The sequence below is a fragment of the Synechococcus sp. CS-1326 genome (assembly GCF_025128115.1).
Taxonomy (GTDB): Bacteria; Cyanobacteriota; Cyanobacteriia; order PCC-6307; family Cyanobiaceae; genus Regnicoccus.
Window position 1 is genome coordinate 14,836 of the sequence record NZ_JAHLYV010000023.1, and the last position, 15,430, is coordinate 30,265.

General features: G+C 66.8%; 14 protein-coding genes. 7 read left to right on the plus strand and 7 right to left on the minus strand.

Features of this window, described 5'->3' with window-relative positions; all coding sequences use genetic code 11:
* Nucleotides 1–238 precede the first annotated feature (238 nt).
* Nucleotides 239–3,154 carry an aminomethyl-transferring glycine dehydrogenase gene (gene gcvP / locus KQ307_RS08705; protein WP_399234741.1) on the plus strand — a complete coding sequence of 972 codons (2,916 nt, stop codon included), beginning with the start codon at nucleotides 239–241 and terminating at the stop codon, nucleotides 3,152–3,154.
* A 156-nt stretch (nucleotides 3,155–3,310) separates the two neighbouring features.
* Nucleotides 3,311–3,640, plus strand: coding sequence for a hypothetical protein (locus KQ307_RS14900; RefSeq protein ID WP_399234744.1), 330 nt, complete (start codon nucleotides 3,311–3,313; stop codon nucleotides 3,638–3,640).
* On the opposite strand, the gene KQ307_RS08715 is transcribed toward KQ307_RS14900, so the two are convergent.
* From KQ307_RS08715 to KQ307_RS08725, 3 genes are all read right to left on the minus strand, one after another.
* Complete coding sequence (locus tag KQ307_RS08715; RefSeq protein WP_259727743.1) at nucleotides 3,628–3,885, minus strand: hypothetical protein; 258 nt, start codon at nucleotides 3,883–3,885, stop codon at nucleotides 3,628–3,630. The genes KQ307_RS14900 and KQ307_RS08715 overlap by 13 nt on opposite strands.
* A 123-nt stretch (nucleotides 3,886–4,008) precedes the next feature.
* Entirely contained in the window at nucleotides 4,009–4,740 is a 732-nt protein-coding gene (locus KQ307_RS08720) for a pirin-like bicupin family protein (RefSeq protein WP_259727708.1), read from the minus strand.
* Complete coding sequence (locus tag KQ307_RS08725; RefSeq protein ID WP_259727709.1) at nucleotides 4,737–5,801, minus strand: alkene reductase; 1,065 nt, start codon at nucleotides 5,799–5,801, stop codon at nucleotides 4,737–4,739. The genes KQ307_RS08720 and KQ307_RS08725 overlap by 4 nt, the downstream gene beginning before the upstream one ends.
* Nucleotides 5,802–5,893: 92 nt before the next feature.
* Between KQ307_RS08725 and KQ307_RS08730 the strand changes: the two genes are divergently transcribed.
* Entirely contained in the window at nucleotides 5,894–6,844 is a 951-nt protein-coding gene (locus KQ307_RS08730; protein ID WP_259701845.1) for an ion channel, read from the plus strand.
* On the opposite strand, the gene KQ307_RS14810 is transcribed toward KQ307_RS08730, so the two are convergent.
* The gene (locus tag KQ307_RS14810) at nucleotides 6,807–7,520 is read right to left on the minus strand and encodes a rubrerythrin family protein (protein ID WP_311133730.1); all 714 of its coding nucleotides are present in this window, start codon (nucleotides 7,518–7,520) and stop codon (nucleotides 6,807–6,809) included. The two genes, KQ307_RS08730 and KQ307_RS14810, sit on opposite strands and share 38 nt — an antisense overlap.
* Before the next feature lie 125 nt (nucleotides 7,521–7,645).
* On the opposite strand from KQ307_RS14810, the gene KQ307_RS08745 reads away from it, so the two are divergent.
* A complete protein-coding gene (locus KQ307_RS08745; RefSeq protein ID WP_259727710.1) occupies nucleotides 7,646–8,341 on the plus strand; it encodes a hypothetical protein in 696 nt (231 codons plus the stop codon).
* A gap of 21 nt (nucleotides 8,342–8,362) precedes the next feature.
* On the opposite strand, the gene KQ307_RS08750 is transcribed toward KQ307_RS08745, so the two are convergent.
* Nucleotides 8,363–10,213: a diflavin flavoprotein gene (locus KQ307_RS08750; RefSeq protein WP_259701847.1), complete on the minus strand. Its 1,851-nt coding sequence runs from the start codon at nucleotides 10,211–10,213 to the stop codon at nucleotides 8,363–8,365.
* Nucleotides 10,213–11,961: a diflavin flavoprotein gene (locus KQ307_RS08755; RefSeq protein ID WP_259727711.1), complete on the minus strand. Its 1,749-nt coding sequence runs from the start codon at nucleotides 11,959–11,961 to the stop codon at nucleotides 10,213–10,215. Before KQ307_RS08755 ends, KQ307_RS08750 begins: the two co-directional genes overlap by 1 nt.
* 305 nt (nucleotides 11,962–12,266) lie before the next feature.
* Here KQ307_RS08755 and KQ307_RS08760 point away from each other — a divergent pair, with 305 nt between their 5' ends.
* Nucleotides 12,267–13,265, plus strand: a complete 999-nt coding sequence (locus KQ307_RS08760; RefSeq protein WP_259727740.1) for a sodium-dependent bicarbonate transport family permease — start codon at nucleotides 12,267–12,269, stop codon at nucleotides 13,263–13,265.
* Nucleotides 13,266–13,300: 35 nt separating this feature from the next.
* Nucleotides 13,301–13,615, plus strand: coding sequence for a P-II family nitrogen regulator (locus tag KQ307_RS08765; protein WP_259701849.1), 315 nt, complete (start codon nucleotides 13,301–13,303; stop codon nucleotides 13,613–13,615).
* A 122-nt stretch (nucleotides 13,616–13,737) separates the two neighbouring features.
* On the opposite strand, the gene KQ307_RS08770 is transcribed toward KQ307_RS08765, so the two are convergent.
* Nucleotides 13,738–14,625 (minus strand): DUF6671 family protein, encoded by an 888-nt coding sequence (locus tag KQ307_RS08770; protein ID WP_259727712.1) that lies wholly within the window; start codon nucleotides 14,623–14,625, stop codon nucleotides 13,738–13,740.
* Nucleotides 14,626–14,847: 222 nt separating this feature from the next.
* Between KQ307_RS08770 and KQ307_RS08775 the strand changes: the two genes are divergently transcribed.
* Complete coding sequence (locus KQ307_RS08775; protein ID WP_259727713.1) at nucleotides 14,848–15,423, plus strand: Crp/Fnr family transcriptional regulator; 576 nt, start codon at nucleotides 14,848–14,850, stop codon at nucleotides 15,421–15,423.
* Nucleotides 15,424–15,430: the final 7 nt, after the last annotated feature.

Below are 15,430 nucleotides of genomic sequence, written 5' to 3' on the forward strand. Positions count from 1 at the left end.
TGTGGGTGAATCCCCGTGATGGTCACGATCACGCCCGGCCAGCCGGCTCAATCTCCTTAAAGTCGGCCCCATTCCCATTGGCCGCTCTGCCATGACCTCAGCTCCCGCAGCCATGGCGACCGGCCGTTCCGCCTCCCCGGCAGCTCCGCAGGTCCCGACCGCTGCTGTCGGCGGCGGCGGAGAGGTTTCCCCTTTCCTGCAGCGCCACATCGGCCCGTCGACGGAGGAGCAGGCCCGCATGCTCGAGGAACTCGGCTGCGACGACCTCGAGAGCTTCGTGGCGGAGGTGGTGCCCCCGGACATCCTCCTGCCGGTCTCAGCGGCGTTGGACGATCTGCCAGCGGGTGTCGGCGAAGCCCAGGCCCTTGATGAACTCAGGGCCATCGCTGCCGCCAACCAGGTGCTCCGCAGCCTGATCGGCCTTGGCTACTACGGCACGGCCACCCCGGCGGTGATCCAGCGTCATGTGCTGGAGAATCCCTGCTGGTACACCGCCTATACCCCCTATCAGGCCGAGATCGCCCAGGGACGGCTGGAGGCCCTGCTCAATTTCCAGACCCTGATCAGCGAACTCACCGGTCTGCCGATCGCCAACGCCTCCCTGCTGGATGAGGCCACGGCCGCCGCCGAGGCGATGGCCCTCAGCTTCGGTGCCTGCAAGCGGGCCAACGCCTCCCGCTTCCTTGTTGATGCGGCGGTTTTCCCCCAGACCCTGGCCGTGCTCCAGACCCGGGCCGAACCACTGGGAATCGTGATCGAGTTGATCGATCCTGCCGATCATCCGCTGGAGGGGCGCGCTGCGGCCAGCGCTCCGGATGATGTTTTCGGGGTTCTGCTCCAACTGCCCGGCAGCGGCGGCCGGCTCTGGGATCCCCGCGACCTGATCGCCGCCGCCCATGCCTCCGGGGCCCTGGTCACAGTGGCCATCGACCCCCTCGCCCAGGTGCTGCTGGAGCCGGTCGGCCACCTCGGCGCCGACATCGCTGTGGGCAGCAGCCAGCGTTTCGGCGTACCGCTCGGCTGCGGCGGTCCCCATGCCGCGTTCTTCGCGACCACGGCGGCCCATCAACGCCAGATCCCCGGTCGGCTGGTCGGCCAGTCGGTGGATGCCGAGGGAAACCCTGCCCTGCGGCTCGCCCTGCAGACCCGCGAGCAGCACATCCGCCGTGACAAGGCCACCAGCAACATCTGCACCGCCCAGGTGCTGCTGGCGGTGATGGCCAGTTTTTACGCCGTGCACCATGGTCCCGATGGCCTGGCGGCGATTGCCCGGCAGGTGCTGCTCCAGAGGGCCGCCCTCGCTCTGGGCCTGGAGCGGCTGGGCTATGCCGTCGAGAGCGGCCCTGGTTTTGACACCCTCTGCCTGCGCAGCCCCGGGGCGGCAGCGTTGCTCGCGCGCGCCGAAGCGGCCGGCTTCAACCTGCGGCCGCTGGCCGCCGGTTCCCCATTTCCAGCTGCCGATGCCATCGACGGCCTGGCGATCAGCCTCGACGAGCGCACCGACACCACGGAGCTGGATCGATTGCTGGCCCTGTTCGGTGGCGGCGAAGGCTCCCCGGGCGCCGAAGCGCTGATCGCCGAGGTGGAGGCCGGAGCCGCCCTGGCCGGCGCCGGCCTCGAGTCTCACCTGCTCACGGGCCTCCCGCTCCGTCAGCGGCCCTGGCTGGCCCAGGAGGTGTTCCACCGTCACCGCAGCGAAACCGAACTGCTCCGTTACATCCAGCGACTGGTCTCGAAGGACCTCTCCCTGGTGCACGGCATGATTCCGCTGGGAAGCTGCACGATGAAGCTCAACGCCGCCGCCGAGCTGGCCCCGGTGAGCTGGCCGGAATTTGCCCAGCTGCACCCCTTCGCCCCCGCTTCCCAGACCCGCGGTTACCAGAAACTGGTGGCCGACCTCGAGGGCTGGCTGGCCGCCTGCACCGGGTTTGCCGGGGTGTCGCTCCAGCCCAATGCCGGCTCCCAGGGGGAATACGCCGGCCTGCTGGTGATCCGGGCCTGGCACCACAGCCGCGGCGAAGGCCACCGCGATATCTGCCTGATTCCCACCAGCGCCCACGGCACCAACCCGGCCAGTGCCGTGATGGCCGGCCTCAAGGTGGTGCCGGTGTCCTGTGATGCCGAGGGCAACATCGATCTGGTCGACCTGGAGACCAAGGCCCAGCTCCATGCGGCTGCGCTGGCGGCCGTGATGGTGACCTACCCCTCCACCCATGGGGTGTTTGAAACCGGCATCCGCCGCCTCTGCGACGCGGTGCACCGCCACGGCGGTCAGGTGTATCTCGATGGCGCCAACCTCAACGCCCAGGTGGGACTCGCCAAGCCTGGCCTGTTCGGCGCCGATGTCTGCCATCTCAACCTCCACAAGACCTTCTGCATTCCCCATGGCGGCGGCGGGCCCGGGGTGGGGCCGATCGGCGTGGCGGCCCATCTGGTGCCCTTCCTGCCCGGCCATCCCCACAACCAGCCGGGTGCTGAGGGGTCTGGAGGTCTGGCGATCGGGCCCGTCTCCGCCTCCCCCTGGGGCAGCGCCGGCATCCTGCCGATCAGTTGGATGTATGTGCGGATGATGGGTGGCGCTGGCCTGCGCCAGGCCAGCGCCGTGGCCCTGCTCGCCGCCAACCTGATCGCCAAGCGCCTGGAGCCCCACTACCCGGTGCTGTTTCGCGGTGCCGGTGGGCGGGTGGCCCACGAATGCATCCTGGATCTGCGTCCGCTCAAGCGCAGCGCCGGGCTGGAGGTGGACGACCTGGCCAAACGACTGATGGACTACGGCTTTCACGCTCCGACCGTGAGCTGGCCTGTGGCCGGCACGGTGATGGTGGAACCCACGGAAAGCGAGTCCCTGCAGGAAATCGAGCGATTTTGCTCGGCCATGGTGGCGATCCGTGGCGAGGCGGCCGCGATCGAATCAGGTGTGGCCGACCCGCACGACAACCCCCTGCGTCGGGCGCCGCACACCCTGGCGGCGGTCACCGCCGATGTCTGGGGGCGGCCCTACAGCCGCGCTCAGGCGGCCTTCCCGGCCGGCGATGGCCAGCGGAACAACAAGTTCTGGCCGGCTGTGGCCCGAATCGACAATGCCTATGGCGATCGCAACCTGGTCTGCACCTGCCCTTCGGTCGAAGAGCTGGCGATCCCGACCCCTGCCTAGCCTGCAACGGTCGGTATCCGTGGGTTCCTTTTCCAGCCGGAATGGATACCAGCAGCAGAGGCCTATGCCTGGGCGGCAAAGCGCGTTACATTCGCGGCATCAAGGAATGGGAAAGATATGGCGTTCCCTTTCCGGCTGCATCTCCTCTCCGGGGTCATGAACGACAACGACGGCACGTCCGCAACCCCATCCCCCCAGGATCGCCCTGGGCGGCAGCCCCTCAGCCTGAAGGGCCTCACGATCGGAGAGAACCCCGGGCCTGGAGCCAGTGGTCGGCGCTCACCCGAGTTGCCTCCGGTCAGCGGTTCGCTGGCCCACTCCCATTCCCGTGGTGAAACCCTGCGCATCGATGGAACCAATGTGGTGCGGGTGCCGTTCGGGGTTCGCCGGGCCAGGCGGGCCAGGCCAGAGCGCCCCGACCGCTGGGTCACCTTGGTGTTGCCGTTTCAATCGGCGCCAACCCCCACGCCACCTCAGGCGGCCTGATTGAGTCGCCAGTCCACCAGAGCTTTCACATCATCGAGCGAGCTGGCTGGGGTGCGGAACGGCAGCACGCCCATCGGGCTGCGCTCCGGACGCACCAGCCAGGTGAGATCCGGCTGGGGCAGCAGCACGAAGCCCCGGTAACGCACCATCCAGGGGCGTGCCTGCTGGAGGCCCCCTGGCAGGATCGCGGCAACCCTGGGATCGGGGAACTGTCGGACCTGGGCCATGGTGGGGCTCCTGAACATCTGCTCACAGTTCAGGCGATGGGGCGGCGCCCTGCCGCATCGTTCGATTCCTTTTGGTGGCTTTGACAGCTTCCTTCTGCCATTCACATCCTGTGGACGCCACGAATCGTGCCCGGATCGGGCTCAGGCGAGCTCGAACAGCAGCAGATCAGCGCCGCCGGCCGCGCCCTTCAGCACCCCTCCACCGTTGCAGCTGAAGCCCAGGCCATCACCCCGTTGGAGCCGGTGGGTTTCGCCTGACTCCAGCTCCAGCATCACTTCCCCTTCCACGAGCTGGATCCAGCCGGTTCGGCCGGCCGGCAGGGGAAGGCTCAGGCTGGTGCCGGGCAGGGGGCAGGCCCGCCACAGCCGCATCGGACGGTGGATGGCCATGGCCCCCTCACGACGATCAGGATCGAGCAGAAGGGTCCAGCCGGGGCTGAGCGGGTAGGGCCGTTGTTCATAGGCCGGCGGGATTGCGGAGCTGCTGGGCTCGATCCAGATCTGCAGCAGCCGGCAGGGGGCCGACCCCTGGTTGATCTCGCTGTGCACCACGCCGGTGCCGGCACTCATGCGCTGCACCTCACCGGCCCGCAGCACCTCGCCGTTGCCCATCGAATCGCGGTGGCTGAGCTCCCCTTCCACCATCACCGTGACGATCTCCATGTCGTTGTGGGGATGCATGCCGAAGCCGCGGCCGGCGGCGATCGTGTCGTCGTTGATCACCCGCAGCGGGCCGAAGCCCATCCAGGCGGGGTCGTAGTGGTTGGAGAATGAGAAGCTGTGCCAGCTGTCCAGCCAGTCGAGCTGGCTGTGGAAGCGCTCGGCGGCGGGCCGGAAGACAGGTTGGGTGGCGGTGCCGCTGGAGGTGGTCATGGCAGGAAGGGGTAGTCGGTGTAGCCGGCGGGGCCGGGGCTGTAGAAGGTGGCGGGATCGGCGGCGTTGAGCGGAGCGCCGCGCCGCAGGCGCTCGGGCAGGTCGGGGTTGGCCAGGAAGGCACTGCCGAAGGCCACTGCGTCGATGGCGCCGGCGCTGATGGCGGCATTGGCGCCTGCGGCGTCGTAGCCCATGTTGGCCACCAGAACCCCGTTGAAATGCTCCCGGATCGGGGTGAGCAGATCACCGTGCTGCTGCTGAAAAAAGTCGCCGCGCATCAGGTGCAGGTAGGCCAGCCCCGTGTCGTTCAGGCGCTTGGCCAGCCAGGTGGAGAGACCGATCGGATCGCTGTCGAGCATGGAGTTGTAGCTGTTCAGCGGCGAGATCCGCAGCCCCACCAGCTCCGTTTCAGCGCGTACGGCCTCGATCACCTCCAGCAGCAGCCGCGCCCGGTTCTCGATCGGGCCGCCGTAGGCGCCGCTGCGTCGGTTGCTGCCATCGCGCAGGAAGGAATCGAGCAGGTAGCCGTTGGCGCCATGCACTTCCACGCCATCGAAGCCGGCGGCGATGGCGTTGCGGGCAGCCAGCCGGAACCCTTGCACGATTCCGGGGAGTTCCCCGTCGGCGAGCTCCCGGGGCAGCACATAGGGCTGCTTGCCCTCCGGGGTGTGCACCTCATCGCCGGTGATCGCGATCGCGCTGGGGGCCACCGGTTGGCGGCCGTCGTTGAGCAGGGGGTGGCAGGCGCGGCCCCCGTGCCAGATCTGCAGCACGATCCGGCCGCCGCGCCCATGCACGGCGTCGGTGGTCAGGCGCCAGCCTTCCACCTGGGCCGCCGAATGGATGCCGGGCTCGCGGATGAAGGCAGAATTCCCCTCCATCACCATCGTGGCCTCGGCGATCGAGAGGCCGGCGCTGGCGCGCTGGCCGTAGTACTCCGCCATCAGCGGGCCGGGGATATGGCCCGCTTCGGCGCGGGCACGGGTGAGCGGCGCCAGCCAGACCCGGTTGGGCAGCTCCAGGGAGCCCAGGCTGAGCGGCGTGAACAGGTCGGTGGTCATGGCGGGGCCGTGTGCGTTGGACTGGTGTCGTCCATGATTCCCTGGCAGTCCAGTGGAGCCATTTTCCCCTGTTGATGGCCTGATCCTTGGCGATGCGTCGTTCCCCATCCCAGGCCCCTGTGCCCCGTTCCCTGCGGCTGCGCCGCCAGGACGGCGGTGGCTTCCGGGCTGACAATCTCGACGACTGGCGCCAGCACTGGCGTGAGCCTTATCACCTGATGCTGGCCGTGCCCTGGCCGGGCTTCCTGCTGCTGATCGCCACCAGCTACCTGCTGCTCAATCTGGGCTTCGCCCTGCTCTTCCTGCTCGACGCCCGCGGCATCGGCGGGGTGGCGGCGGGCACGGTGGCGGGGTTCCCGGAGGCCTTCTTTTTCAGCGTTCAGACCCTGGGTTCGATCGGCTACGGAGTGCTCCACCCGGCCAGCCTGGCGATCAATCTGCTGGTGACCCTCGAAGCCCTGGTGGGACTGGTGTTCGTTGCCGTGACCACCGGCCTGGCCTTCGCCCGCTTCTCCCGCAGCCGCGCCCGGATCCTGTTCAGCGAGGTGGCCACGATCCAGCCGTGGAACGGCGTGCCCACGCTCACCTTCCGGATCGCGAATGTGCGTCGCCACAGCATTCTGGAGGGCCGGATCAAGGCGTTTCTGGCCCTCGAGGAGACCAGCAGCGAGGGTTTCATGATGCGGCGGATGCTGCCCCTCGCCCTGCACCGCGACCAGTCGATTCATTTTCAGTTGATGTGGACGGTGATGCATCCGATCGATGCCGCCAGCCCCCTGCACGGCCTGACCCCGGAGTTGATCCTGGCGCGCAACGGCGAGGTGGTCGTGGCCTTTCAGGGCATGGACGAAACGGTGCGGGGCCCCGTCCATGCCCGCTGGACCTACCGACCTGCCGACTTGCGCCTCAACGCTCGCTTCGCGGACATCGTCGTCGACAGCGAGGACAGCCGGGAGCTTGATTTCAGCCGCTTCCACCAGACGGTTTCGTGCGGTGTGCCCGGCGTCAGGCCGTCAGCAGGACCGGTTCCCGGTAGGGAATGAAGTTGGCCTTGCGGGCGCCGCAGAGCGGGCAGACCCAGTCGCCAGGGATGGCTTCGAAGGGGGTTCCGGCGACGATGCCTGAGTCGGGATCACCCAGAGCCGGGTCATAGATCATCGAGCACACCTTGCAGATCCACTTGCCGGCCACGGGCTCGGCGGCCTCGCCGGCCGTGCCTTTGCCCTGGAGTGCTTCGAGGGCGATTGAGTAGCGATCGGCGTGGTGGTGCTCGATCGGCGTGAGCAGGCCGAAGTTGCTGGCTGCCTTGTGGAAGAGGCCGGCGTGCTGCTCGGATTCGGTGATCTGCTCGTTGAATTCGGCCTCGGCGTCGCCATCGCGGTCAGTGTGGGCCTGGGCGGCGAACTCGGGGTACATGGTGGTGTACTCGTAGGTTTCGCCTTCGATCGCCAGCGCCAGGCAGCGCGCCAGAACGCTCTGCTTTTCGGCCTCGGAGAGGGCGCTGGGGTCGGCCACCACCAGCTCGGGGTGCAGCAGTCGGAAATGGGCAAAGGCGTGTTCGGTTTCCTGGGCGGCGGTGTCGCGGAAGAGTTTGGCGAGCTCGGAGTTGCCGAGCTGCTTGGCCACGTCGGCGAAGAAGAGGTATTTCCGGTTGGCCATGCTCTCGCCGCCGAAGGCGGCTTCGAGGTTGGCGAGGGTGCCGGGCTTGGAGAGGTCCATGGGTGGGTGACGGATCGGCCGACGCCACGGGAGCGCCGAAGATCCCGAACCTAGCACTAAAGCGGAGTGAGTATGAGTTAGGAGAGTGGTCGGGCTTGGCGATGCCGCCAGCTCCTGCTGCCAGCATGGAGCCTGCTCTCGCCAGCCGCTGTCCTGCCTGGATCCATCCACCGGCTTCCATGACCCAGAAGGGTTCACCCCATCGGCCCTTGCAGGCCCTCGCTACGACCGCTCTGGTGCTGGTGCTCAAAGCCTCAGTCGCCGCCCCTGCCGAGGCCCTTCCGCGCACGGTGATCCTGCTGCGCCACGGCGACAAGGTGGCCGCCGGGGATGGCAACTACAACCTCTCGGTGGATGGCTTTCTGCGCTCCATCACCCTGGCGCGCCTGATTCCCGCCTGCTTCGGCCCGCCCACGCAGATCCGCACCTTCTTCCTCAACCCGGAATCCAGCAAGAACGCCCGCAGTTACCAGAGCGCCGTTCCCCTCGGGGTGGCCACGGGCGTGAACATCTCGATCGCCCAGTCCTCCCGCGACAACTCCTTTCTGGACGGCCAGGAGATCCTGAGTCAGCCCACCTACGAAGGCGGCACTGTGGTGCTGTTCTGGGAGCACCGCCGCATGCCCGAACTGGCCCGGGGGTTGGGCTGGGCCTCGATGAAACCCATCGGTGCGACGGAGTTCGGCCAGATCTTCGTGCTGCGCTACAGCAAGCCGGGTGTGCCGCCCAAGGTGGAGATCCTCAGCCAGCGTGAGCTGTTCGAGACGCCCTGTTTCCGTGAGGCCCGCTCGCCGCTGCCCGCTGTTCCCCTGCCTCGCTGAGCAGGGGAAGCTGGGCCCGGCTCAGTAATTGGCGCCGCTGCGGCGCTGGTGCACGGCGGTGATGCCGCTGCCATCCAGCAGGCCGCCATGGCTCACCTGGGCATAGACCAGCCAGTGATCGCCACACTCCATGCGCTGGCTCACGCTGGCCTCCAGCCAGGCCAGGGCTTCAGGGAGCACCGGCTGACCCGCCGGGCTGTGTTCCAGCTCCAGGCCCGCCAGCCGGTCGGCGCCAGGGGAATAGGGCTGCAGGAAGCGCTTCATCGGTCCGCTCTCGCGGCCTTCGGCCAGCACGTTGAGCACGAAGCGGTCGCCCACGTGCAGCAGGCTTTCCACGGCACGGTCTTTTGCCACCGCCACCGTGAAGCCGGGCGGCGTGAAGCTGGCCTGGCTCACCCAGCTGGCCACCATGCCACCGTTGAGGGCCGCAGCACCCTCCCCCTTTACGCAGGTGAGCACACAGAGCGAACCCACCACGCGGCCCAGGGCCAGCACCGCCGGGTTGCTGCGGCTCTCGCTGAGGCCGCCTGCCACCACACGCCGCTGACGCTTCTGCTGGTTGAGCAGTTGCCGCCCCAGGGCCGTGCCCGTTTCCTCCATGCGCTTGAGCGTGGGCGGATCGGGGCTGAACTTCACCCGGATCGGCTCGAAGGCGAAGCGGAAGCCGCCATCGCGCAGCTTGGTTTCGAGGAGATCGATGGCTTCGCCGCTCCAGCCGAAGCTGCCGAACACCCCCACCGGCCTGGCCCGGTCGCCTTCGGCCAGCAGGGTGCCGAGCGCCGAGACGATCGGGGTGGGGGCGTGGCCGCCCAGGGTGGGGGAGCCGATCAGCACCGCATCGCAGCTGCGGATCGCTTCGAGCAGCTGGTCGGGGGGGGCGAACTCACAGTTGATGCTCTCCACCCGCACGCCCGTGCGCGCCACACCCTGGGCGATCGCATCGGCGAGGGCGGCGGTGTTGCCGTAGGCGCTGGCGTAGAGCAGCGCCACCGACAGGCGGGTTTTCGCGAGGTTTTCCCCCCAGCGGCCGTAATCGGCCAGCAGGCTGCGCCAGCTCTCGGTGATCGCCGGGCCGTGGCCGGGGGCGATCGTGCGGATCTCCAGTTCCTCGAGCCGTTCGACCACCGTTTCCACCTGGCGGGCCATCGGCGCCATCAGGCAGTCGTAGTAGTGACGGCGATCTTCCTCGGTGCTGCCGCGGTTGGCCTCGGCGTAGGCCTCGCTGCAGAGATGGGCGGCGAAGAACTTGCCGCTCATCAGCAGACCGGTGCGTTCCTCGAAGGCGATCAGGGCACCCGGCCAACGGGGGGTGGGAGCGGGCAGCAGGGTGAGGCGGAAGCCAGCGGCCAGCTCGCGGCTGACCTCCTGCTTCACCACATCGATCGGCGGCAGGGGGGGCAGCGGCGGCTCCACCTCTTCGCTGCCCGGAGCAGGGGGCCGGCGTTGCTGCCACAGCTCCTCCACGAGCCGGGCGCCGGTGTTGGAGGCCACCAGCATCAGGGCGGGCCAGCCAGCCGTCAGCTCGCGCAGCAGCGCCACCCGGTTGGGGTTGACGTGACCCAGCACCACTTTGAGTGGCGCCTCCGCAGGCACCAGGGCAGCAAGCTGGGCCAGGAATGGCGCCGTGAACGAGGCACCGGGGGGATGCACCAGCACCGGCGGGATCTCCCGCTGGGCAGTGTTGCGGCCACCGGCGAACAGGAAGGCATTGGCGCTGGTGCCGCGCTCCAGGCCGTATTCCACCTCGAAGCGCAGCCGTTTGGGGCTGAGGCAGCGGAGGCAGGTCAGGCCCGGTTCGATCGGCAGCGTGATGACGCGCCGTTCGCTTGCTTCAGTGACCGGTGCCGTGGGATCGAGGACGCGTTCAGCCATCAGTAATGGTTCCCCACCTTGCGATGATGAACGGCCGTGGCGGCTTCGGTGTCGGACACCGTGCCCTCCTCCACGGCGGCATAGATGATCCAGTGGTCGGGTGTTTCCATGCGCTGCACCACGCGGCAGCCCAGGAAGGCGAGCGCTTCGCTGAGCACCGGGCCACCGGCGGAGACCCCATCGAGGGTGGGCACCCCGGCGAAGCGGTCGGCGCCGGGGGGGAAACGCTTGAGAAAATGGCGCAGCAGGGGCTGGTAGTTGTCTTCGCGCAGGATGTTGAGCACAAAGCGATCGTCTACCTGCATCAGCGCTTCGATGGCGCGGTCTTTGGCCACGGCGATCGAGAGGCCCGGTGGATCGAAGCTGGCCTGGCTCACCCAGCTGGCCACCATGGCGCTGCTGCGTTCCTGCTGGCGGGCGGTCACGATATAAAGGCCGCCGCTGAGCCGCCCCAGTGCCTTGTCCACATCGGCATCAATGGCCTTCATGGCGGCGATCGTTTTCGCCTTGGTGAGCAACTGGCCCAGGTCGGTGCCGGCCTCCTCGCAACGCTGGTAATCGTTGCCATCAGGGACCTGGCGGATGCGCAGCGGCGCGAAGGCCTCTTTCTGGCCCAGGCCGCGCAGCTGGCTGGCCACGGTGTCGATCGGTTGATCGTTGCCACCGAAGGCGTCGTAGCAGGCCACCCACTGCTTGGGCTTGAGCGCCGCCAGCAGCGTGCCGATCGATTGCTGCAGATCGCCATCGGGATTGGCGGGCCAGGTGGGCACCACCACGGCGCTGGCCTCCCCCACCAGGGCGGCCAGCTCCTGGGGATCGGAGGCGCGCAGATCCACCAGCTGCACCTGGGCCTCCGCCTTGCCGATGCCGCGGGCGATCGCCTGGCTGAGCCGGTCGCAGAAGCCGTACTGGCTCACATAACAGACCGCCGCATAGGTTTCGCCGGCGCTGCGCTGGCTGCTCCAGTCGCGATAGTCGCCGATCCAGAGGCGCAGGTGTTCGCGCAGCAGCGGCCCGTGGCCGGTGGCGATCATGGCGATCTCCGGCAGGCTGTCCATGCGCTTGAGCGCCTGCAGCACGCTGCGGGCGTTGGGGCCCATCAGACAGTCGTAATAGAAGCGGAAATCCGGGGCGATGGCGCCGGGGTCGACATCGAAGACCGCATCGCTGCAGTAATGGAGGCCGAAGGCATCGCAGGTGTAAAGGATGCGGGTGCCGTGATCGAACGAGAAGATCGTGTCGGGCCAGTGCAGGTTGGGGGCACTTAGGAACTCGAAACGGTGCGCCACCCCGCTCTGCGGGTTGGTGCCCAGATCCAGCTCCTCACCGCTTTTCACCGCGCGGCTGCGGAAGGGGCGGTGCACTTGGTCGGCGAGGTAGGCGATCGCCACCTTCGAGGCCACGATCTCGATCTCTGGGTTGCGGTCGAGCAGGTGGCCGATCAGGCCGCTGTGATCCGGCTCGGTGTGGGACACGATCAGGTGATCGATCGCCATCGGATCAATCTGCTGCTCCAGCAGCGGCAGCCAGGTGGCTTCGAATTTGAGGTGGCTGGTGTCGATCAGGGCGGTGCGCTCACCCCGCACCAGGAAGGCGTTGTAGGTGGTGCCGTTGCGCAGGCCGAACTCGATGTCGAAGCGGCTGCGGTCCCAGTCGAGCGAGCGGAGCGTGGTGGTGTCGGGCCCGATCGGCTCGCACTGCAAGGAAAGGCGGGGCAGGGCGGGGGGTGCAGCGGTGGCGACAGTCATCGACGGCGTCTGCGAGGACCCCGACTCTAGAAACGCCGTCGGGATTTCTCTGGCACCAGAGGTGTCCAGGAGGCCGCTGGATCGATTCGGCCATCTGATGGCAGCCATAGGCGCGGCTGTCGTGGCCTCGGGGCTGCAGGGCCGGCGGCGGCGGCCGGGCTGGGCGACCACAGCCGCGTCAGCTCCCGTGGGCGGGCCTGCGCGTGAAGAACCACATCGGCCAGGCAAACGCCTGCCCTAATCACGACCCCCCGACATCTACACTCTCTCCGATTTGGTGCGCCAAAACAACAAGAGGATTTGACTTGTCCGATTTCATCACACTGTTTCTTGAGCAGCTTCAGTCTCCAACGCTTGGCTTTCTGATTGGCGGCATCATTGTTGCCGCCTTAGGCAGCCAGCTGGCCATTCCAGATTCGATCTACAAGTTCATCAGCTTCTTCCTGCTGATGAAGATCGGCCTCACTGGCGGTATCGCCATTCGCAATTCCAACCCCGCCGAGATCTTTCTCCCGGCGCTCGCGGCTGTGGGCATCGGCATCGCGATCGTGTTCATCGGTCGTTACACCCTGGGGAAACTGCCAGGCATCAGTGTGCCTGACGCCGTGGCCACCGGTGGTCTGTTCGGCGCGGTGAGTGGCTCCACGCTTGCGGCCGTTCTTCCCCAGCTGGATTCCGCCAAGATCCCCTATGAGGCCTGGACGGCGGCTCTCTATCCCTTCATGGACATCCCGGCCCTGGTGACGGCGATCGTGGTGGCCAGCGTTTACATCAGCAAGAAGACCGGCAACGCTGCCGAGAAAGTCGAAATCTGGCCGATCATCCAGGAAAGCGTGCAGAGCTCGGCCGTCACGTCGCTGCTTCTGGGCGTGGCCCTTGGCATTCTCACCAAGCCAGAGCCCGTCTACGAGAGCTTCTTCAACCCTCTGTTCCGCGGCTTCCTCGCCATTCTGATGATCATCATGGGGATGGAGGCCGCCCAGCGCATGAATGAGCTGCGCAAGGTTGCCCAGTGGTTTGCCATCTATGCCTTCATTGCGCCCATCGTGCATGGTTTTCTGGCCTTCGGCGTTGGCCTGATCATTCACAAGATCACGGGCTTCAGCATCGGTGGCGCTGTTGTGTTGGCGGTGATCGCCGCGTCGAGCTCGGATATCTCCGGCCCGCCGACGCTTCGCGCTGGCATTCCCTCGGCGAATCCCTCCGCCTACATCGGCGCCTCCACGGCCATCGGCACGCCAGTGGCGATCGCCATCTGCATCCCGCTGTTCATTGGCATTGCCGAGATGATGCTCGGTCGTTAAACGTTTAAAACCACAACCAATCGGAGTCTAAGTTCATGAGTCAACAAGTTTGGAAGCTGGTGATCGTTGCAGAGGAAATTCTCTCCAAAAAACTGATCAAGCTGATCAAGGCGGCAGGTGCCACCGGTTACACCGTGAATTCAGCCGGTGGTGAAGGAAGCCGCAATGTGCGCTCCACGGGAGAACCCAGCGTGTCGCACACCCTCTCCAATGTGAAAATCGAAGTGCTCACCGGCACCCGCGAGCTGGCCGACAAAATCACCCATGACATTGAAGCCAAGTTCTATTCGGACTACTCGATCATCACCTACATCTATCAGGTGGAAGCCCTGCGCGATCACAAGTTCTGATCTGGTCTGGTCTGATCTGATCTAAACCGTTCCCTTCCCCGGCCGTGTCACTCCACATGGCCGGGATTGTTGTGTTTCGGGTCTTCGGTGGTGGGCCCGCCCGGTCAGCGCGGTGGTGATGTTCAGGGATTGCACAGCGGGCAGTGCTGCGGATCGGCCTGGCTCAGTCCGTCGGAGCGCGGCCGTGGCTCGGTGTGAGGGCAGCTGGGGCAACCGAAGATCTCGTGCTGGATCCATTCGGTGGGCGAATCGCACCAGGAACAGGGCAGGCCAGCCACCACATCCACCTTCCCCCAGCCAGGGGCGCCGCAGGCCGGGCAGGGCGTGGCGATCCGGCGCACCAGCCGGAAGGCGAGGCGGCGAATCGCGGCCATCCGGGTGGGATTGCGGTGGGCGCGCATGTCGGTTTCGACCAGCGCCAGGCCGTCGGCGGAGGCGCTGGCCGCGGCGATGATGGCTCTGCGCAGCTCGGGAACGCCGGTGATGCCCTTGCAAAGGTGCGGTTCCGCCCCAGGCCATTGGGGGCGCACAATCACGGCATGGGCCGGGAAGCCGATCCGCTCCAGCCATGGATCCAGATCGGTGCCGGCGTCGGCGGTGCAGTGGTCGAAGTTGGTGCGACAACCCACCAGCCGTTCGGTGATCACCTGGCCTTGCGCCTGATCAACCCAGGTCATCCATTCGATCGTCAGTGGCAGGAAGGGGAGCGCCGGATGGGGCCCGAAGCTGCCTTCGCTGGCCAGGCCCAGATCCAGGCCGGTTTCCGCCATGCCGGCTTCGGCCTTGAGCCGACAGGTGGTTTCGGCATCGTCCTGCCGGGGGCGCTCGCCGCTGAAGGTGCCGAGGCTGTCGGTGTCGAAGCCGGCGGCGAGCACCAGCTCCACCCCCAGACCCAGGCGGAAGGGTCTGGCGATCACCTTCTCTTTGCCGTGGCGGGTGGCCAGGCTCACCGGCCGGCCCCGCACCTGCCAGCCCGGTCCTGAAGGTTTGTCACCCAGCCCAGGGGCCACGCGTCCAGCCACAGCGGTCGAATCAGCAATCTATGCCGCCTGATGCTCTCGAACTGACGGAACAACGAGAGCAGAATCCGATCACCAGCGCTGATTGCCTGGATTGAAAATCCTGTCGTCAGGGCTGACCAGAGTCCAGGCTCAAGTCCTTAGGGTTCGGCATCACCCAGCCAACCAGACATCTCTTCAAACGTTGGAGGTGTTGTTCCCTCGTCATGGGTCATGACCAACAGCCTTTCCGTGAGAAAACTTCAGCTCACCCTGGAACCATCCAGCATCCTTCCCTCCCATCTCTGCTGGAGATTGTCCGATGGCTACATCCGCGCCAACACCTGGACAGCCGACGGTGACGTTGTGACGATCGGGTTGGCTGGTCCCGGTGATCTGATTGCGCCCCTGCATCAGAAGGGAGGCGCCTCAGAAATGGCTTGCCTCACCCGGGTGAGCGTCGAGGAAGTCTGCCCTTCGAATGAGGAGCTGGCCGCTTGCCTCAACAACCAGATGGAACAGGCCATCACCCTGCTCCAGATCGGTCGGCTCCGTCCTGTCGATGCCAGGTTGATTCACCTGCTGCACTGGATCGGCGCCCGATTCGGAATCATCAGCAGCCAGGGCACCGTGCTGTCCCTGCAGGACATGAACCTCACCCACCGGATTCTGGCTGATCTCACCGGCATGACCCGGGTGAGCGTGACCAAAGCCCTGAGCCGTTTCAAGGCCAGCGGGCTGATCGTCGCCAAGAGGGATGTTGATCTGCTCCTCCCCCACCCCATCCATGGTCAGCACTGGACGGTCTGACCAGCCT